Here is a 20,449-nt window from a genome sequence, read left to right on the forward strand (position 1 = left end):
CCCCACGGTTATCACCAGCGGTGATATGCCTTACTGAGGCTTCGTGCCCCCTTCCTGGAACATGGCGGGCGGATATTCATCACGGTCGAGGCCCGGTTTTGTTTCAATTCCGCGCAAAGAATCACGCCTGCGCGCTGCCGCATTATCTCGATCTATGGTCAACGTGTCAGGCTTTCCTGCCCCTAGAAGGAAACGGGGACAGACCACGTTTTGGAGTGCCTTCTAAACGTGGTCTGTCCCCATTTATCCCACGCATTTCTTGGCGCTCATCATTACTGATGACCGACAATTTGCCCTGCCTGCCTTCAAGTTTTATGCAACTCACACATCTTATTCAAAAAAATCAGAAGCCTTGAATAAATCAGTAACGGAACCTCAATCACAACTGTATCTCCTGATGTCTCTATACCTAAAGGAAGCGAAACGTAAAAATCCTTTTGCTGAGATGCCTCCGAGAAAATCGAAGCATTTAAGTTGCTTTTTATACCTATAACATCTTTAAAGAAAACACACTTTTCCGCCCCTTCCGACAAAATTGAAAACCCAATTTTAAAAATCCGAAAAACTATAAAATCAAAATTTAGCTGATAAATCCCAACACCTAAACCCTCATGAATAGTAGATGGAATAAAAACTCCATACCCGGACAAACTTATACTATTTAGTTGCTTCAAAGCACTCATCAATGCAACCCCTTTAGAAACTCTCTAAGCCCTTCATTAGTAGCGGGAAAGTATACGAAAATTTTTGCCCGACTTCGCCACCACCTAATGCTGCCCCTTCCTCAGATGCGAAATATCCTCTGAAAGTAATGTTTTGGCCACCTTTGGACTGGGTGTACTCCAGCATTTTCTTTAATGGGCCTACCAGTTCTGCTGCGCCATCCGGACCAACGCCCAAAAATCCTTTACTCGTACCAATTGCTAAATCATCAAAAATCACATCGGTTCCGATCATGCTCACTTTTGGAGAGTATATTGACCCTATATCATTGGCAGCTTAGAAATTGACTTTACCGAGATCGACCGGAATCTGCCCAACACCCTCTGCGCCAGAGTCGAGCAGGTTAGCTGTACCCTGTTCAACTTTGGAAAACCACGAGCCCGCCTTTCCGATCAAAGCTAATAATCCTGCACCGGTGATTTCACCGGCCATGAACGCACCCCAGGCTAGGCCGGTGTCAGATCACATCTAGGCCTCTACAATTAACAAGAGACATTCAAACCACAAGCAGAGATAAAATCACGTATCGGTATATCAAGAACGCTACTTTCTCCAGCGGAGAGTACATCTTGCAATGTGACGATGCCTTTTTCAAAGTCTAAAGAAACGTCAAAGCAATTAAACTCGAACGCCCTGAACAGAATGCTCTCTGAGCAAACCCGCTCATCAAAGGCGTTTTTCAAAATAGAGCGAACGCTGTCGTCCAACTCTTGGGCCACAAATCGTTCTATTATCGTGCCGCCACTGCTCATAACCATTCCTAACCAGTACGAGAACGCAGTCTGGATCACACCATCCCGAACATTTATTTTGATTGTCGAGATCGGAGCGCATCAGACGTTTGTTCCAATCACCTTACTTGGGAAAACGGCGGACAGACACGTTTTACTCCTTCATGTCGTAGAGGGTGCGGCCCTTGTTTTGCGCGGCCAGCAGGTTCAGATCATTACCGGCGTAGACGTAGGCTTCGTTGCCTGTGCAGATCTTCCCCGCGACCAGTGTGGTGTCGAGGTCCGGGCTGGTATTTGCGTCGCCGCTGGCGATGAATCAGCAGCTTCCTGAAAAGAGTGGTCGTCCTCTTCATGGACGCGTTTCTTGCCGTGCCTGCTGTGGATTTCGACGTTGTGTTCATCACCGGCCGAGACAGGGAGATATCGCGCTTGGCCTCGGCGGTAAGGTTGCCGGTAGCTTCGGCGATGGCGACAACGTTGATGTCGCGACCGGCATTGAGCTTCAGGTCGCCACCGCTTTTACGCTGGACGAGAATTGAAAGGTGGTCTGTCCCCGTTTATCTCCTCCATTTGTTGTGAATAACGCTTTTCTAATCTTTCAGCAGACCTTTGAACTCCATCGCGTTCATCTGGAAAGTAAGCAGAATAAACATCAGCTGCAATTTTCATCAGAGAAACGTAGTCAGCCACAGGTATGCTAGAAGTTAACGCTTCCCCCAAGAAGAAACTTACCTCATTGAATTCTTCTGGATCGTCCCAATCCTGATCAAGCGAGTAAAAAAAACCTTCAGCCACTGAGGACCCATGTCCCTGCGAAGCGTCGTAGATAAACGCAGGAAAATTAGTCCTCCCTCTTACGATAGAAGCCTCAATTAACTCGTAAAGACCCTCATAATCTGCGTCAGTTGAAGAAAATGATTCCTTGAGAACCTCTAACCAAACCAAATCAGCCATTATTTCGTCCTCGGCGGCATAGTAATAAATGAGTTTGTTATATCTCCAGTTTTGCTATCACGCGTCACTTGAAAGTAATAACCATCAACTTTGATACTGGCCTCCCTCATGGCTGGATTAGCTCTGAACAAAGAGCCAGCTTCGACTGCCGCCCTGCTCGACATATCAGCCACCTTGATATCTGACAGAATTTTCGAATCATAAGTTGTCTTGGTGGATTTGGACTTGTATCCACCGACCAACTCGCCCCGAGTGTTAGTTTTAGGCAACTGATAACTATACTCCACAAGGCCAGGATAACGGACATCCGTAGTTTTGTTGGAGATTTTTGCCCCAGTTTTTTCAACCGACTCCAAGAAGGCATCGCTGTTATGAGCACCAGAAATCGTCCCCGCCTTACTATTACGCACGCCAATCTGGGTGTTATGACTAAGAACTTTCTCGCCAAAATCTTTCAAAAATGTAGAGGTTGCCTGACCTCCAACGGTGGCTGCCCCCTCTGAACCTATCGCTGCCGGCCTAACGACTGCCGCAATCTGCTCAGCCGTTAGCTTAGCCCCAGTTTTCGCTTCGATCTCCATCAAACCGCGGAGATCACTCAGTTCCTTGGCTGCGGCCCCACCTGCTGTGGCCCCTAACCCCACGGGAAGTGCCTCCGACATTCCTGCCTCAGCGGTCCAGATCGCGACTTCGTTCGCGCACAGCACTGGGTTTGCTGCACAAGTAGCTGCACCTCTCGTGGCCAACTGTCCAAGCAAACCAATCGCTTCCGGCGCAAGAGCAATAATTCCCGCTGCAGCCAACAATTTCACCGCATTAGCCGGATCCCCTTTCGGAAGGTGGTCGAGGACCGCTCGCGTCCTAGCGTTGGTCGAGTCGGCGATATTGCTATGAAGGAATTGATCTGTGATCCCCGAATCGTCATTTTCCCAAAGTTTATTTAATGCAAGAGAGCCTTCATCAATCTCAGCCTTGATCTGCGCGCAATCGCCGGTCGCCCAACAGTTATTGAGCCGCGCCGTGTTATCCGCATCACGCTTGGCAAACTCAGCTCGAACAGCATCACAGTTGTCTTTACACTCCTTAAGCGCTTTCTCGAGGTCTTTTACATCCTGGTGATTCAGGAAGTTGTACTGTGTCGCGTTGTTGGCAACCCAAGAAGCGTTTTCCAATGACTCTTGATCAGTATTGCCCAGCGCAGTTGCGGAGAGCACCCCCACTATCTGCGACCCCATGAGCAACAACTCGGGATTGCCCTTGAACCATTTGTTCATCTCACCAACAAGCGCTTCATTCGCACCAGCCGCCAACGCGCCTGTCGCAAAATCCCCGCCGGTCATCTCCGACAACAGCCCACCCACCGCCGCATGAATGATGATTTTGCCCGCTGAGCCATCATCCAGAACGCCCTGCGTGAGATCGCCCACCATGTTGAAGCTGAACGCTGCGACGGTATTGAACAGAGCCGTCTTCAGAACGTCACCGGCACTTGCATCGCCGCCGACTGCCTTGGTGATCAGCGCCGAAGTGCCACCCTGGATGATTTGGCTTCCAGCGAATCTGCCGACGCCCTCCCACGTGGCTAACGACGGGCCGAGCAACTTTCCGGTATTCGGATCGTATTTCATCCCCGTCAGCTGGTTCAGGTATTCGGCCATCAATCCGGCTGTCACTCCGGAAATCACATAGCCCTTCAGTGCATCGGATGAAGTAACGTCCGCGAAAACCGCTCCAAGGTTTCCGCCGTTATTGATAAAACTGGTCGTGGCATTTGTGGCTGCACCTGTTGCCACAGCGGCGAGGCCTGCGGCCCAGGCAGTACCCATGCTCGCGCTTAGCGAAGCGAACGCAGCAGGCCCGACAAAGGCAGCCATGACGATCGCAATAATCATCTGCGAAGCCGGGCCAAGCCCCGAGTTGCTGTATTTAAACGACTCGTGAATCTCCTTCACGCGCCGCCAATCAACATCTCCCCGAGCCTCCGCATCCTTCAACCACGCCAGTTGCGGATCAGCCTTGACCATCGCATCAATGGTCTGGCTGACGGACTCCTGACTCACATCCTTGATGTCAATCTTCAGCCCATCGACCGCTTTCAGGACGATGTTGCCCTTGGCGATCATCTGCGTCTGGCGCAGGGTTTCGTCGGTGTTGCCGCGACCCTTGGCCGAGACCCATGCGGCGTTGTTGTTGGTTTTGGTATGGCTCTCGTCATGCAGATCCTTCACCCCTTCGAAGGTGATGGTGCCGCCGCTGTCGAGGAGGATGTCCTTGCCGCTGTCGAGTTTGGCCACCTGGTAATGCTGGTCGCCCAGGCTGACCAGAGACAGGTTGCCGCCGGTCTTGATTTCGCTGCCGACGTGGGTGACCTGGGTGACTTCGTCGCGCTGGAGTTTCAGGTTGCCGAAACCGCCCTTCTCCTTCATGTCGTAAAGGGTGTGGTCCTTGTTCTGCGCGGCCAGCAGATTGAGATCGTTACCGGCGTAGACGTAGGCTTCATTGCCTGCGCTGATTTTGCTCGCGACCAGTGTGGTGTCACGGCCGGAAATGGTTTTTACGTCGCCGCCGGCGATGAACTCAGCTGCTTTCTGAACAGTGTGGTCATCCTGTTCATGGACGCGTTTCTTGCCGTCCTTGCTATGGGTTTCGACGTTGTGTTCATCTCCGGCCGAGGACAAATAGATGTTGCGACGGCATCGAGCTGCAGGTCACCGCCGCTTTTACGCTCGACGCGAATTTGAAGGTGGCCTGTCCCCGTTTGTCTCTCGAAAGGTGGTCTGTCCCCATTTATCCGGTCCCCATCTATCCGCTTTTCTTTCAATCGTCGGGAATCTCGATATGAAACGAATCTGCATCAATTTTCAAAGACATCCATCCTGGCCCAGGCAAAACATTTATTTCACCCTCAAGAAAATACTCACTTGCAGACTTATCGACTTTAGGCCCACTAATAAACTCCTCGACAAACTCATTACCTGAGGAACTCTTTCGATCGAGAGAATATTCATAGATAACTTTTCTCAACACACTCACACCAGAAAAGACCAGCCAGCAGTCACCCACATATTCATGCATTGCGTGCAAACCTTCACTCTCGCTCTCGTATCTGACCCATTCACCACCCTCGCTTCGAGCGTGTAACAAACCATTTACAAGACTCCATTCAACATACTCCACATCTCTAGCGGGATCGTAAATGTAATGAACAGGAAAAATACTTTCGCCCTTAGGACACTCATCTTCATCACACTGTACGATCCGAGCGCCATCCGCCGCTGTTACCAACTTCGTTTTTTTCAAGGCTAGGCCTCTTTCGACATAAAGGCGAACTACTCCATTTTCGAGCTCAAAGCCTCCATATACGCAGTCAAATGTGACGAGGGAATCAAACATCGCTGAAACTATCATTTTATTTTCTCTAGAACGATGGTTTTCATACTATGGAGATCAGTAATCTTACTACCGTCTGTGCGTAGGAACGTGTGCCCCGAGAATCGAGCATCTAGACCTCCATCCTGGATAACCCTGACGCCAACCGACTCAAGATCGGCTGCACTTGGTAGTTTTCCATACGTGGGGAAACGGGGACAGACCACGTTTTGGAGTGCGTTGTAAACGTGGCCTGTCCCTATTTACCCTTGTTCGAAATTTCGCTTCCGAATTTATTGCTCTGTTGAGTATTGAGGAAACGGGGACAGACCATGTTTTCGAGTGCCTTCTATACGTGGTCTGTTCCCTTCCCCCCCAAGAGTACCCAGCTTTTGCATTCAACGTGGTCTGCACCCATTTATCTCTCAGACGATATCGACAATCAGCGTGGCGACCTGCGCGGAGCTCAGAAGGAGAAAAAATAGCGAAATTCGGTTTTACGAATTATCAAAGTTTGATAAAAGATCATCCAGCACTTGTCGTTTTCCGACAGCGACAACTCCTCTATCAAGATCATCAAATTCACCAATCTTTGCCATTAACAGTCCGTTCCCCTCCGCCACATATTCGAAGAGCATCAGATCTTCCGAAATCTTTCCAGACCAGCCAATGAGTAAGGCTTCTTCCATATCCAAATCTATAGGCACAATGGCTACATAAGAACATCTCTCAGCCAAGAACGCCTCCAGAATTGTCCCATCTAAAAGATCCGATAGGCGAATACCTCCAAAAAACTTTAGCTTCCCATCGCGCTCCATGGTATGCACTATCGAATGACTTCCTTGGGGAACTTCAATCCCCCGTGATTTGAACCCACCCCATAGCCCTAAATATTTGACGATTCTCGTGCCTGGCTGCCAAGCCGAGTTACCCAAAAGCAACCAGGCTGCATATCCCGGCATATTTTCGACAACGCGTTCATGTATGAAGTCGAATATTGTTTCCAATGACTCATGAGGCTTCGACGCAATAAAACTAGCTGCAGACAACTTTAATCTGCATTTTCCGTTACCCTCATTCAGATTGATTGTCTGATTCGAATCAGATACGTCATTTTCTCCCAAATTTTTGATTTTAGTAATGATAATAATTTCCCGCTTCGTCGTTAAAATGCGCCCCGCGATTTTGCGGATCACCTTCCCCGCAATCATGTCCCGCTGTGTCGTCACGAATTCTCACTGTCCGCGTACCGCCACCTGAAGCGGGAACCTCAAACTCATAAATGGCTCCGGGCTGAGGGTTGCCCCGTTTGTCGACACTTTGAATTACTCGGCTAGGCTGCTGAATGGTCGGGGGAAAATGCGGACAGACCACGTTTTGGAGTACTTTTTCAACGTGGCCTGCCCCCATTCATCCACACTCTTCCAATACCGTTTCAACGTAATTTTCCTTCACTTAACCCTTAGCAATCAGGGTTACCTTCCACAACTTACCATCCTCTGAAAACTCCATACGTAGATCGTATGTTGAAAACTGATATTTGCACCACTGCCGGACTTTACCAATCAACATATCAACTTTAGCAGATGCTCCTGCGTCTGCCGTACCCAATACCTGAGTGACATTTTTGGCAGTCCAAGCATGAGCAGCCCGATCAAGCACATATTCGTTATACGGTGAATAGCCTTCATCCTCCTGCACAAAAAAATGAATGTGATTTAATTGTCCCGCGCGAAACCCAAGCTCTATCCCAGACTTTATAAACTTGTAATATTTTGTTTTCCCGCCTGGATCATTATAGGCATCAGGAGTCTCTGAAATGACGGGCTTTTCTTCAAAACGTTGCCATAGACCCGTGATGACTGATCCATTCTCATCTTGACCGAGAGCGTGAATAAAGTCAGACCAAGTATTCATTATTTGATAACCCCAATCTCTCGATTTCTTTCCACTATTTTTTTAATTGTCTCATCGACAATTTTTGAATCATAACCTCGATTGCGTAAATTTTCTCGCAATGCGTCTGTATCACGGCACACCGCGCCGCACAGATCAATGGCGTCCTGTTGAACCTGTGCACGGGTATTTTTACCCCCATACGTGGGACCCGCAATGTGGACATCGCGAGGAACCTCCACGGCTGTTGCGTTTTGGTAAAGCGATTTGGCCTCCACCTCTGTAAGGGGACGACCTAATTCAGCTTCTTTTGCCGTACGCAATGCAGCAAAGGAAGGGATGTGGTCGTGCTCTAACCCGTCAGCAACTACTTCTCTTGACTTGAGATTTTTATAGGAGTCAACCTCAAGTTCTTGAACCGGTGCTTTGGACGCTTCGTTTCCTTTTACACCACCCGTACCCTTTACGTCGGCTTCCTTTGTGGCAGTCGTACCTTTCCCGGTTGCCCTACCCGGAAAAATTCCACCCCCCATCTGGATCGCGACAGCACCCAATTTTGCAAAGAAACCACCTTCCTGTAAATTCACGATGGAGGCTATTGACCCAGTGGAGTTTAGATTCCCTACCTGAACAACTCCTACCCAATAGGCTTCTCCACTTTTGCCTTCACTTCGTAGCGTCGCTATCAGCTTCGAGAACTTTTCGTCATCGTCGGCCAAATCGTGGGAGATTTGACGGCAGGTATCAGGTGCCCCTTTACAAAACTCGTCCAGCTCTAACTCTCTTTGCTTGTCAAGCGCTTCATATTTATCCCTGACAGCAAGCTTTTCCTTATCCGTGGTCTTGCTGTCCATCTCAGCGAGCATCTCTTTCACCTCACGGTGGTAGAGATAGTTATAAGTCGTGGCACTCCCGGCGATGCTGGCTCCCAACTGTGAATTGCCATCAACGAGGGCCGCTGCAAGAACACCCGTGAGTTGGGACAACATCACCTGCAGCTGATCATTGCCAGCGGCGAACTTCACCAGCGTATTCATCGCAGCTTCATTCAGCCCAGCAGCCGCCGCACCGGTAGCAAAATCCCCGCCAGTTACTTCGGAAATCAAACCGCCCATCAGCGCATGCGCGACAACTTTTACTACGCCACCTTCCGGGAACTTGATCGTTTGATCGCCAACGAAATTGAACCCGGTCGCCATCGCGACACTGCCCGCTTCTCCCAGCAACGCGGAACCAAAGTTGTCAGCAAAACTTCCGCCACCAATGGTGGTAGAGATGCCACTGGAAATGAACGCGCGACCCGCAGTTCGGATCGCTACGTCGGTAAAATTACTGCTGGTCAGAATACTTGCGGCTTTGCTGCCCCCCGCTGTAAACCAATTGGCATCGGCATAATCAAGCATGCCTGCGGTGAAGCCAGCGATAGCTGCGTTCTTGAGACTGTCGGCGCTGAATGTTTCCTTGAATGCAGCGCCGAGGTTCCCTTTATTGCTGATCGTGCTTGTCACGCCCGTCGTAGCGAGAGTTGTGGCGAATGCGCCGCCGAAGCCACCGCCGACCAAGCCCAGTCCTGCCGGCCCCATCACAAAAGACATCATGATGGCGATGGCAATTTGCGCCGCTGGCCCGACGCCCGAGTTCTCGTATTTAAACGACTCGTGAATCTCCTTCACGCGCCGCCAATCAACATCTCCCCGAGCCTCCGCATCCTTCAACCACGCCAGTTGCGGATCAGCCTTGACCATCGCATCAATGGTCTGGCTGACGGACTCCTGACTCACATCCTTGATGTCAATCTTCAGCCCATCGACCGCTTTCAGGACGATGTTGCCCTTGGCGATCATCTGCGTCTGGCGCAGGGTTTCGTCGGTGTTGCCGCGACCCTTGGCCGAGACCCATGCGGCGTTGTTGTTGGTTTTGGTATGGCTCTCGTCATGCAGATCCTTCACCCCTTCGAAGGTGATGGCGCCGCCGCTGTCGAGGAGGATGTCCTTGCCGCTGTCGAGTTTGGCCACCTGGTAATGCTGGTCGCCCAGGCTGACCAGAGACAGGTTGCCGCCGCTCTTGATTTCGCTGCCGACGTGGGTGACCTGGGTGACTTCGTCGCGCTGGAGTTTCAGGTTGCCGAAACCGCCCTTCTCCTTCATGTCGTAAAGGGTGTGGTCCTTGTTCTGCGCGGCCAGCAGATTGAGGTCGTTACCGGCGTAGACGTAGGCTTCATTGCCTGCGCTGATTTTGCTCGCGACCAGTGTGGTGTCACGCCCGGAACTGGTTTTTACGTCGCCGCCGGCGATGAACTCAGCTGCTTTCTGAACAGTGTGGTCATCCTGTTCATGGACGCGTTTCTTGCCGTCCTTGCTATGGGTTTCGACGTTGTGTTCATCTCCGGCCGAGGACATGTTGATGTCGCGCTTGGCCTCGGCGGCGAGGTTGCCGGTGGCTTCGGCTGTGCTGGCGACGACGTTGATGTCGCGACCGGCATCGAGCTTCAGGTCGCCGCCGGTTTTCACTGTCGACGCGAGGTTTTCCACGGTGGAGGTAATGACTGAGCGGTGGCCGCCATCGAATGATTCGTGGAGTTCGTCTTCGTCGCGTGTCGCCAACAGGTTGATGTAGCGCGCTGCACTCAGGCTGGCGTCACCGCCGCTGCTGATGGCAGACGCGTTGGTCAGATCCTGTCCGGACTTGATGGTCAGGCTGTCGCGAGCGCTGATGAAGCCGCCGTCGTCGACAAGGGTGCGCATGCCGCTGCCATCACGCACAGCGATGGCGGTACGATCGTTGACGATATCGCCCTTGAGTGTCGTCAGTTCGACCTGATTGCAACGGATTTCGCCGGCCAGTGCGTTGCGAATGCTGTCGGTGGCCATGAGTTTGATACGCTCATCGGCTTCCACCAGACCGCCCTGATAGAGGCTGCCCTTGACGTCGACGGACACGTCGTTGCTGGCCTTCAATGTGCCGACGTTGACCAGATCGCTACCGGCCAGCATTTCCAGATCTCGGCCCTGAATCAGGCTGCCACCGCGCACGTTGCGCGACTCGGCCTGCGCCAGATACAACACCGGCACCAGCACTTTCTGGCCGTCGACGATGCGCTCTTCCATCCAGACAATGTCGTGGGTCAGCGCAGCGACCTGCGCCGAGGTCAGGCTGACGCCGACAGAGAGGTTCAGTTGGTTTTTGCTGGCGAGAGCGTTATCCATCAGATAACGAAATTGCTCGTAGTCGTTCTCCAGGCCACCGGCGAGAAAACGCTGGCCGGTCTGGGCCATGACGGCGTCGCTGATCAGCCGCGATTCATAGCGACCGTCACCGAGGCGACGCGCCGCTTCGTCGGCGCTGAAGTCGAGCTTGCCGAGCAGGTAGTCGGAGCTCATGAACGCGGTCGTCTGGGTCAGCTCCGGATTGGTTTCGATCAGATAACGGCTCTGCGGATTCGTGCTTTGCACGAACATGCCGTACGGGCCTTTCGGCAACCGGAAGGTCGAGGAAGCCGTCGGGTCGACTGCGGCGAACGGCACACCTTTGAAGTCCACCGGTGTGAAGCTGATCTGCTTCACGCCATCGGCGTCGACATGCTCGATACGGGTAACGGATCTGGAGGTTTGGGCGACAGCGTCGGTGCTATGTTTGCCCAGGTTGATGTTGATGCCGCCGACCGCGTCAGTCTGGTCGCTGGCCAGAGAACCTGTCAGTTGACCATAAGTGTTGTCGTATAGCGTGCCGTTCTGGATGCTGTTGGTGACGTCGAGCTTGACCTTGCCGCCGGCCTGCATCACCGCAGCGTAAACGGCGTTGCCGTTTGCATTCCAGGTGGTGACGTCACTCATCAAAGAGAATCGCGAATCACTGGAGCGACTGATCAGTTCATCGAACCGCGCCTGATCGAAGTTGCCGGCCGCGGTAGCCGCGTTGAACGCCGGAACATCGACGAACTCCATCTTGTCCCAGAGGCTGTTGTCGATACGCCCAGGGGTGCCCCTTTTCACCACTCGCGTCCCCGAACGCGACTCCGCGCCCTGGTTCAGCAGGCTGTCAGCCGTCACGGTCAGGTCGCCGTTGGCGGCCAGCAGGCTGTAACGGTTTTCAACCTGGTTGGCGTGGATGGTGAAGTTCTTGCCTGCCACGAATCGCGCCGCGCGCGAGTCCTTGAGCACCTCGTCGTTGAATTGGGTAGTGATGGTGATGGTGCCGCGCTTCCAGCCATCACCACCATCGCAGTGCTGACCGCACACCCAGCTCAAACTGCCGGACGACTGACCGGAAGTCAGCTCGAACTCGGCTTTGGCGTTTTCGAAGGAAACCGCGTTGATGTCGACGTCACCCTCGCCTTCGATGGTGCCCGACAAGTTGCTGAACAACGCCGCGCGCCCGCCATCGACAGCGTCGAAGCTCATGTTGCCGCGGCTGTAAATATCGCCGTAATAGTTATTCAGGCTGTTGCCGTGCAGCTTCATCGTGCCGCCGCTGAACAGCAGCGTGTCGGCATCGTTGTAGAGACCGTTGGCGGCGGTGAATTCGAGATTGCCTTGGGCGCCGAGGGTGCCTTTGTTATTGATCCGTGCCGCCGTCACCGTGAGGTTCTGGTTGGCGATCAGGCGACCGAGATTGTCCAGTGTGCCGCGCAAGTTCATCACGGTGTCGCCGCCGCTGACCAGTCGCCCGTCCTGCTGGATCACGTCGCTGGCGCTGATCGTGAGTTTCTGCTGCGCGGAGACTTTGCCGCTGTTGAGCAGATTGCCGCCGAGGGTCAGCGCCAGATCGCCGCCGCTGAGCAATTGTCCGGCATTGTTCAGGTTGGCCACGTTGAGGCTGAGCGCCGAAGCACTGGCGATCCGCTCGCCAGCATTGAGCGTCAGGTTCTGCGCACTGGTGTAGGTAAGCCCGCCGTTCAGTTGCCAGGTGCCAACGCCGTTGACCGAGCCGACATCCCATACACCATTGCCCAGCCCGGTGAGACTGCCCTGGTTGTTGGTCAGTTGGCTGACATCCAGATCGAAAAGGCCCTGCGCCGCATGGCGCACATTGCCGCTGAAGTTATTGATTTCGGCACCAGACAGCAGCAGGTCCTGACTGCCGATTTCGATCACGCCGCTCTGGTTGTTCAGATTGCCGAGCAGCTTGATCTGACTCGCAGCGCCACCGAGGGCGCGGAGCTGACCACCGGCGCTGTTATCCAAGCCGCTGGCAGTCAGCTTGAGGCTGTTCGCCGATTCGATCAGGCCGCCCTGATTGAGGACCTGCCCGACGGCTTCGAGCCCCAGCTGATTACCGCTGATCTCGCCGCTGATGTTGTCCAGGCTGGCACCAGTGAAGATCACCTGATCCTTGCCGAACATCTTGCCGGCGCGGTTGGTTAGGCGCGTCACGGTCAACGTCACGTCATCGATCAGGCTGGAAATCAGCCCGGCCTTGCCGCTGGCTGCACTGTTGTCGAGGTCGGCACTGGTGATGCTCACCGAGTCGGCTTGCAGCGTGCCGCCCTGGTTTTGCAAATTGCCGTTGTTCAGCGCCAGTTCGGCATGGCTGCCGTTGGCCAGAATCACACCTTGCTGATTGAGCAGTGTTTTGCCAGTAATCTTCAGGCCGTCGCTGCCAGCGATGATCTGCCCGGCAGCGTTGTTGTTGATCCAGGCGCTATTGATGTCCAGGCGCTTGCCTTGCAGGGTGCCGCCGCGGTTATCCAGCGAGGTCAGTTGATCAAGGAGTAAGCGCTGTGCGCCAGCATCGACCAGACCGTTGACGTTGCTGAAGACTCCGGCAATGTTGAGGACGACATCGCCGCCATTACCGACGATGCCGCCCTTGTCGTTGTTGCCAAGTTGTTTGGCATTGATGTCGATAGCGTTGCCAAGCAGGACACCGGCGCTGTTGTCGACCTCGTCACCGTCGATGTGCAACTGACCTTCGCTCTGAATCCGGCCCTGTTGATTCAGCAGTTGCGACTGGCTTGGTGCAGTTTGCTTGAAGATCAACCGCGCGCCATCGGCACCTGCGGCCAACAACCCGTTGGCACGGTTATCAAGGCTGGCCGCGTGCAACTCCAGGCCGTCGGCGATCATCCGCCCGCCACGGTTGTCGACGTGTCCGTCCTTGGCCAACACCAGCAATTGCCGGGCGGCGACTACACCGCCACGGTTATCGACCGAGCTGGCACGCAGTTCCACATCGCCTTTGATGGATTGCAGACGGCCCAATGCGTTGTTCAAGTGCTGCTGGACGAGGAGCGTCAGTTGCCCGGTTTCGGCACTGAGCGTGCCGTCGTTGTTGCCGATCAGATTGCGCAGGTTTGCGTCGACGATGCCGCCCAAAAGTTGGCCGCTGGCGTTTTGCAGATCTTGCGCGGTCAGGCTCAGGCGATCGGTCCCCTGGATCAGGCCAAGGCTGTTATCCAGGTCTGCACTGGAAACCACGCTGTCATCGGACGAAATCGAGCCTTGCGTATTATCCAGCGTGCCGCGACTGGCCACCTCGAGGGTTTTGCCCGTCAGACTTGCGTTGCGGTTGTTGATGCTCTGCGCAGTGACGGTCAAGCGATCCGAGGCTTGCACCTTGCCGTCGTGGTTGTCGAAATCCTGCATCAGCGTCAGATCAGCAGCACCGTTTTCCGCGCTGATCACACCCTTGGCGCTGTTATCAAGGCGAGTGGCCGTGACGTGAATGTCGTCGGCAGCCAGCGTCCCAGCCTGATTGAGCAACTCCCCTCCCGACAGTGCCAGTGTGGTTTTCGCCTGGATCTTGCCCGCGCCGTTAGTCAGACGTTCGCGGGCGACAACCTTGGCCTCACCGTCGCTGGCGCCGATCAGGCCGCCGCTGTTGTCCAGTTGACGGGCGTCCACGTCGAGGCGACCGGCGATCACTTTGCCGCCGGTGTTTTTTACCTCCTGAGCATTGAGCTTGAGGCTGCCGCCGGCGATTTCGATACGACCCTGACGGTTGTCGATACTGTCGACCACCAGTGTTGCCGCTTGCCCATCGGCGAAGCGAATCAGGCCGCTGAGGTTGACGATGGCCGGCGCGCTCACGACCAGACGGGTTTCACCATAAACACGCGCATTTACACCTTGGTTGACCAGGCGCGCCGCGTTCAGAGTGAGGTCTTGAGCCTGCACGGTACCGTTCTGGTTCTCAAACGTTGCGGCTGCGCTGGCGGCCAGGGTCCGGCTGGCCAACACGCTGCCACTGTTACTTACCGAAGCACTGTTGATCGACAGATGACCATTGGCGTTGCGGCTGTTGTCTGCGTTTACCCCGGCTTCAATCACACCGGTATTGGTCAGCCTGCCGCCGCTGCTCAGGCTGACGCTGTCACGGGCAGCGAGGCTTTGGCGATTGATCAGGTCTTCGGCGGTTTGTACGGTGACCTGCGTACCGGCATAAACCGCGCCTTGGGCATCGAGACTTTTGGCCTTTACATCGACGGCATTACCCGCCGTGACTTTAGCCAGGGTCAGCTGGCCATTGGCGTCGATCTGGATGTCACCTGCGCTGGCGGCAAGATCCCCCGCCAGCTTCACACCAACGCCCTGCTCGGTGCCGACCAGTTTGATTGCACCGGCATACATGCCGCCGAGCGCCGAGGAGTCGATGGCCAGTTGTGGTCTGGCGCTGCCGTCATCGGCACGGGCGGTGGCGTTGAGGGTGTCGGCGTTGACGTCGTTGCGACCGGTGGTGATGTTCAGGTTTTTTGCGTGGATCTGTGCATTGATCTGCGCACTGCGGGTAATGATTTCGAAACTGTCGACATTGCTTGCATCAAGACCAACGCCGTCAATCGACACGCTTCCCTGGTCGACCTGAAAGCGTTCCAGGCGACCGTTGTCGAGCACCGGTTACCGGTGGTCAGCGTGACACGTGGCGTGTTGATGAAACCGCAACCGTTGCAACTGATGCCGTAAGGATTGGAAACGATCACCCGTGCCGATTGCCCTGCGACTTCGGTGTAGCCGCGCAACTGGCTCGGGCTGCCGCCATTGACTTCGTTGAGGATGGTTTGTGCCGCTGCGCCACGCAGGTTCGGGTTGCCGAGAATGATCCCGCCCAGTTGCGTCTGTTGCATGCGGTCGGTGGCGTTGTTGAGGATGACGCCTTGCGCACCGACGTTGTAGTCGTGGAACTGGTTATGCGACAGGCCACTGCCATTGGGCGCTGCGATGTTGACGATTGGCACGCCATTGCCGGCGCGATCCAGACTGGTGCCGGGTGCACTGACAACGATGCCGTCCGCCTGCGCCCACACCGGTTGCCAGAACATGACGTTCGCCAGCAAAAAGGCCAGACCACGCTTGGGCATGCCGCAGAATTGCTCGCGCTTTTTTACGGCCGCAGAAGGTTGGCTGGCCAGGAAGGCCAGGTGGCGAATGTCCATATCAGAATCTCGAAGCGGGCAAAAATTAAATGAAGAAATCCAGGCGGAAATAGATCGGCGCTTCGCGCTCGGTCAGCGCGTCCGGTCGTTCCAGGGAATGGGCGAAAGTCACGCTGGCGGCCACATGCTGACCACGTGCGAACAACTCCAGCGAGTTGCTCGACATGCGTCCGTGCTGATCGCCGTTGTAGCGATCGCCGCGAATTACGCCCTGGTCGTAACCGAGGCTGGTGCCGTATTCGGCGAACACCGGTTGCAGCCATTCGGCAGTCACCGGGCGGCTCCAGCGCAGGTCGTTGCGCCAGTAGCCACCACTGTCGCCGGACAGCGATTGATCCTTGTAGCCGCGGATCGACGCCGAGCCGCCGAGGCTGGTGCGCTGTGGGCTGAACAGCACGTCTTCGCTGCGCTGGCCGGTCATCAGGCTGCTGAAGCTGAAGGACTCACCGAGTAATTTGAATGGCTGCAAATAGCTCAGGGTTGCGCTGTATTTGCGGTAGCGTGCATCCGGTTCGCCGGGGCCGGGATCGTGACTGCCCTGCGCATCGAAAGCGCCGATGCCCTCCTGCATGCCAGCGTCGAAGTTGACGAATGCGCTGCCGACACGACGGCCATGGTTGAAGCCGAATTGCGCTTCGCTGATGCGATTGCTGCTCAGTTTGAGTTTGCTGTCTTCGATGAAGTTGTTGCTGCGCAGGTAGGAAAGTCCCGCACTGAGGGAGGTCTTGCTGACCGCGTCGCGATGGATCACGCGCTCGGCGCGCAGTTGATGGTTTTCGCTGTCGCCGGTCTGCTTGAAGTTGTAGCCGTTGGCGGCGATCTGCGAGCGGTACTCGCTCTGGCTGTAGGTGTAACTGAACGTCCACCAGCCCCACGGCAGGCTGTAATTGAGCATGGCGTTGTTGGAGGTGTGCTGATGATCGGTCATCGCATCGTGACCGCCACGCAGGCTCAGTTGGTCGGCCAGACCCAGCGGGCTGTCCCAATCGAACGATGTGCCCCACTGCTGCTCGCCGGTGCTGCGCTGACCGTCGTTGCTGCGCGACAGGCCGGCGCGCCAAGGTTTCTGCGGCGTGTTGGTGACGCGCACTTCACTGCCGCCGACATTCTGCCCCGGCGCCAGCTCCATTTTGGCCTGGTTGGACGGCAGGCGATTGAGCTGGTCGACCATTTGCTCGATCTCGCGCAGGTTGACCAGTTCACCGCTTTTGCCGGGAAAGGCCATGGCCAGTTCGCGATCCGAGAGCCGGCTGTTTTCCGCGCCCTTCATGCCTTCGAGCTTGCCTTCGACCACGAGCACTTTCAGGTGCCCGGCGGACAGATCCTGTTGCGGCAGATACGCGCGACTGGTGACCAGACCTTTTTCGATGTAGTGATCGGTGATGACTTTGAGCAGCTCGTTGAGCTGCGGCACGCCGAGGCATTCGCCGATATAAGACTTGAGCAGACGCGCCTTTTCACGCTCCGAGAGGCTGTCTGCACCTTTGAGTTCGATGTCCTTGATGGTGAAGCAGCGCGTATCGGCGGGTGCTGTCGGTTGCGCCGGTTTGGCGTCTTTGCCGGGCAGATCCTTGAGTTCTTCGAGGCGCCGCTGCTGCTCTTCGAGCAAACGGTTCTGACGTTCGCGGATCAGGTCGGTTTCACCGGGAGTGGGCGCAGCCCAGGCAGATTCAAGCGGAGAGAGGCAGAGCAGCGCCAGGCACAACCGCGCCGTGAAGGCGGGTGAAAACATGTTCGATCCCTCGACACAAAAAGTGACATCAAAATAGTGGCGCGATATTAGAGGGCCATCATTTTGACGTCAAACTTAAGTTTGTACCGCTCATCGGGGTTTACCGCGCTTTCATACGGGTGAAACCAGCACCTGCGTACAAGTGGCGGGCGCGTTTTGCGCGGATAGTGGCCGTTGCCCATTCGGCATCTATTCTTGCCATACACGATCACAAGGAGTTTGCATGAGAACCTTCAAGACCCAAGACGGCACCGAGATCTATTACAAGGACTGGGGCAGCGGCAAGCCCGTGCTGTTCAGCCACGGCTGGCCGCTGGATGCCGACATGTGGGAATACCAGATGGAATACCTGAGCAGTCGCGGCTACCGCACCATCGCCTTCGACCGCCGTGGTTTTGGTCGCTCGGAGCAGCCGTGGACCGGCTATGACTACGACACCTTCGCCGATGACATCGCTGGCCTGATCAACCATCTGGACCTGCGCGACGTGACCCTGGTCGGCTTCTCCATGGGTGGCGGCGACGTCAGCCGCTACATCGCCCGCCACGGCAGCGAGCGCGTTGCCGGTCTGGTATTGCTCGGTGCGGTGACGCCGCTGTTCGGCAAGAAAGCCGACTTCGCCGACGGCGTCGACAAATCGGTGTTCGACGGCATCAAGGCCGGCCTGCTGAAGGACCGCGCGCAGTTCATCGCCGACTTCAACGCGCCGTTCTATGGCACCAATCAGGGCCAGAAAGTCTCTGACGGCGTGCTCACGCAAACCCTGAACATTGCGCTGATGGCATCGCTCAAGGGCACCGTCGACTGCGTCACCGCGTTCTCGGAAACAGACTTCCGCCCGGACATGGCCAAGATCGACGTGCCGACCCTGGTGATCCATGGCGACGGCGACCAGATCGTGCCGTTCGAAACCACCGGCAAGCAGGCCGCCGCACAAATCAAGGGCGCCGAGTTGAAGGTCTACGCCGGCGCGCCGCACGGGTTTGCCGTGACCCATGCGCAGGCGTTGAATGAGGATCTGCTGGCGTTCCTCAACCGGTAATCCCGCCCGGCAAAAGCCGTAGTCAGATGCTGATGAATTAAGGCCCGCGCGATGCGGGCCTTGTGTTTTGCGCTATGGTATTTTCCTGCGTCCACCACTCGGAGAAGGAAATCCCATGCTGCGAATACTCGGCAAAGCCTCATCGATCAACGTGCGCAAAGTGCTGTGGACCTGTGCCGAACTGGACGTGCCGTTCGAACGCGAGGACTGGGGGTCGGGCTTCAAGTCGCCGAACACGCCGGAGTTTCTCGCGCTCAATCCCTGCGCCATGGTGCCGGTGATCCAGGACGGCGGTTTCACATTGTGGGAATCCAACACAATCATTCGTTATCTGGCGACGCGTTACGGCGGCGCTCACTTGTATCCGGCCGAGTCCATCGCCCGCGCGCGGGTCGATCAGTGGATCGACTGGCAGGCCTCTGAGCTGAATCGCTCTTGGTCGTACCCGCTGATGGCGCTGGTGCGCACGTCGCCGGATTATCAGGTTCGCGATGCCCTGGCTGCTGGCTGCCGGGACTGGACGCGCAACATGGAAATCCTTGACCGCCAACTGGAGAAGACTGGCGCTTACGTCAGTGGCGAGCAGTTTTCCCTGGCGGACATTCCGATCGGGCTGTCGGTCAATCGCTGGTTCGAAACGCCGCTCGATCACGGGGACCTGGCTGCGGTGCGCGCCTATTACGATCGCTTGAATCAGCGCGACGGTTATCGTTTGTACGGGCGCAATGGCACGCCATAAAGATGCGCTCGATCAGGCTTGCTCACGCACCACGCCCCGCTCTTCAAGCAAACGCACGAACATGCTCAGACTGCGCGACACCGTGCCCCGTCGCCACACCAGCCAGGTAGTCAGATAGCGGAAGTCCGCCGTCAGCGGCCAGACACTGACCGTCGCGCTGCCGGGCATGCTTTGCAGCATTTTGCGCGGCATCAGCGCCAGGCCGGCACCGGCACTGACGCAGGCGAGCATGCCGTGGTAGGACTCCATTTCGAAGATCTTGCCGGGTACGGCAGCGTCAGTGCTGAACCATTTTTCGAAATGATGCCGGTAGGAACAGTTGGAGCGGAAGGCGTAGATATTCTCGCCGTTAACGTCCGCCGCACGTTCGACCGGTGAATGATTGAGCGGCGCGATGATGACCATTTCCTCCTCGAACGCCGGCACACCTTCCAGAGCCGGATGCAGCACCGGACCGTCGACGAATGCAGCGGCGAGACGCCCGGACAGCACGCCGTCGATCATCGTCCCCGATGGCCCGGTGGACAGGTCGAGGTCGACCTTCGGGTGCTGCTGGTTGTACGCCGCCAACAGTTCAGGAATACGCACCGCTGCGGTACTTTCCAGCGAGCCCAGAGGGAACGCGCCTTGAGGTTCTTCCCCTGCCACCGTAGCGCGGGCTTCCTGCACTAGATCGAGAATGCGCCGCGTGTACTCGAGAAAACTCCACCCGGCCGGCGACAGGCGCAGACGACTTTTCTCACGGATAAACAGATCGACGCCGAGGTCCTGCTCCAGCTGCTTGATCCGTGTAGTCAGGTTCGACGGCACGCGGTGAATGTGCGTGGCGGCAGCGCTGATGCTGCCGTGCTCGGCCACGGCCTTGAAGATTTCCAGTTGCACCAGATCCACA

The 20,449-nt window shown here is 55.7% G+C and carries 16 protein-coding genes and 1 pseudogene; 3 read left to right on the forward strand and 14 right to left on the reverse strand.

The genetic code is table 11. The features are described 5' to 3' along the window. Positions 1-305: 305 nt before the first annotated feature. From HU724_RS16710 to HU724_RS16725, 4 genes are read right to left on the reverse strand one after another with little or no spacing between them, the layout of a single operon-like run. Complete coding sequence (locus tag HU724_RS16710; protein WP_186569594.1) at positions 306-683, reverse strand: hypothetical protein; 378 nt, start codon at positions 681-683, stop codon at positions 306-308. A gap of 13 nt (positions 684-696) precedes the next feature. Further along, positions 697-957, reverse strand: a complete 261-nt coding sequence (locus HU724_RS16715) for a hypothetical protein (RefSeq protein ID WP_186569595.1) — start codon at positions 955-957, stop codon at positions 697-699. Positions 958-999: 42 nt separating this feature from the next. Next, entirely contained in the window at positions 1,000-1,155 is a 156-nt protein-coding gene (locus HU724_RS16720; RefSeq protein WP_186569596.1) for a hypothetical protein, read from the reverse strand. 50 nt (positions 1,156-1,205) lie between these two features. Further along, on the reverse strand, positions 1,206-1,475 hold the full coding sequence (locus HU724_RS16725) for a hypothetical protein (RefSeq protein ID WP_016775048.1): 270 nt from the start codon (positions 1,473-1,475) through the stop codon (positions 1,206-1,208). 218 nt (positions 1,476-1,693) lie between these two features. Here HU724_RS16725 and HU724_RS16730 point away from each other — a divergent pair, with 218 nt between their 5' ends. Further along, a complete protein-coding gene (locus HU724_RS16730) occupies positions 1,694-1,993 on the forward strand; it encodes a hypothetical protein (protein ID WP_130927882.1) in 300 nt (99 codons plus the stop codon). On the opposite strand, the gene HU724_RS16735 is transcribed toward HU724_RS16730, so the two are convergent. From HU724_RS16735 to HU724_RS16770, 9 genes and pseudogenes are all read right to left on the reverse strand, one after another. Further along, a complete protein-coding gene (locus HU724_RS16735; RefSeq protein WP_186569597.1) occupies positions 1,974-2,408 on the reverse strand; it encodes a hypothetical protein in 435 nt (144 codons plus the stop codon). The genes HU724_RS16730 and HU724_RS16735 overlap by 20 nt on opposite strands. Next, positions 2,408-5,098 (reverse strand): annotated as a pseudogene (locus HU724_RS27610) (DUF637 domain-containing protein); the annotation flags it as partial. The gene HU724_RS16735 and the pseudogene HU724_RS27610, both read right to left, overlap by 1 nt. 127 nt (positions 5,099-5,225) lie before the next feature. After that, positions 5,226-5,801 (reverse strand): hypothetical protein, encoded by a 576-nt coding sequence (locus HU724_RS16745; RefSeq protein WP_225927626.1) that lies wholly within the window; start codon positions 5,799-5,801, stop codon positions 5,226-5,228. A 473-nt stretch (positions 5,802-6,274) separates the two neighbouring features. Then, positions 6,275-7,006: a hypothetical protein gene (locus HU724_RS16750; protein ID WP_186569871.1), complete on the reverse strand. Its 732-nt coding sequence runs from the start codon at positions 7,004-7,006 to the stop codon at positions 6,275-6,277. After that, entirely contained in the window at positions 6,912-7,187 is a 276-nt protein-coding gene (locus tag HU724_RS27835) for an HNH/endonuclease VII fold putative polymorphic toxin (RefSeq protein ID WP_125927969.1), read from the reverse strand. The genes HU724_RS16750 and HU724_RS27835 overlap by 95 nt, the downstream gene beginning before the upstream one ends. A gap of 45 nt (positions 7,188-7,232) precedes the next feature. Beyond that, positions 7,233-7,694 (reverse strand): DUF6392 family protein, encoded by a 462-nt coding sequence (locus tag HU724_RS16760; protein ID WP_016775045.1) that lies wholly within the window; start codon positions 7,692-7,694, stop codon positions 7,233-7,235. Beyond that, entirely contained in the window at positions 7,694-15,457 is a 7,764-nt protein-coding gene (locus HU724_RS16765) for a DUF637 domain-containing protein (protein ID WP_225927627.1), read from the reverse strand. The genes HU724_RS16760 and HU724_RS16765 overlap by 1 nt, the downstream gene beginning before the upstream one ends. Further along, complete coding sequence (locus HU724_RS27615; RefSeq protein WP_225927628.1) at positions 15,355-16,044, reverse strand: filamentous hemagglutinin N-terminal domain-containing protein; 690 nt, start codon at positions 16,042-16,044, stop codon at positions 15,355-15,357. Before HU724_RS27615 ends, HU724_RS16765 begins: the two co-directional genes overlap by 103 nt. Positions 16,045-16,069: 25 nt before the next feature. Continuing rightward, positions 16,070-17,776 (reverse strand): ShlB/FhaC/HecB family hemolysin secretion/activation protein, encoded by a 1,707-nt coding sequence (locus HU724_RS16770; RefSeq protein WP_186566693.1) that lies wholly within the window; start codon positions 17,774-17,776, stop codon positions 16,070-16,072. A 223-nt stretch (positions 17,777-17,999) separates the two neighbouring features. On the opposite strand from HU724_RS16770, the gene HU724_RS16775 reads away from it, so the two are divergent. Continuing rightward, on the forward strand, positions 18,000-18,818 hold the full coding sequence (locus tag HU724_RS16775) for an alpha/beta fold hydrolase (RefSeq protein WP_186566691.1): 819 nt from the start codon (positions 18,000-18,002) through the stop codon (positions 18,816-18,818). A gap of 115 nt (positions 18,819-18,933) precedes the next feature. After that, positions 18,934-19,557 (forward strand): glutathione S-transferase family protein, encoded by a 624-nt coding sequence (locus HU724_RS16780; protein ID WP_186566689.1) that lies wholly within the window; start codon positions 18,934-18,936, stop codon positions 19,555-19,557. Between the two features lie 12 nt (positions 19,558-19,569). Here HU724_RS16780 and ptrR read toward each other — a convergent pair whose 3' ends face one another. After that, positions 19,570-20,448, reverse strand: a complete 879-nt coding sequence (gene ptrR / locus HU724_RS16785; RefSeq protein ID WP_133336964.1) for a putrescine utilization regulator PtrR — start codon at positions 20,446-20,448, stop codon at positions 19,570-19,572. Position 20,449 lies beyond the last annotated feature (1 nt).

Source organism: Pseudomonas iranensis (assembly GCF_014268585.2).
In the GTDB taxonomy this organism is placed as follows: domain Bacteria; phylum Pseudomonadota; class Gammaproteobacteria; order Pseudomonadales; family Pseudomonadaceae; genus Aquipseudomonas; species Aquipseudomonas iranensis.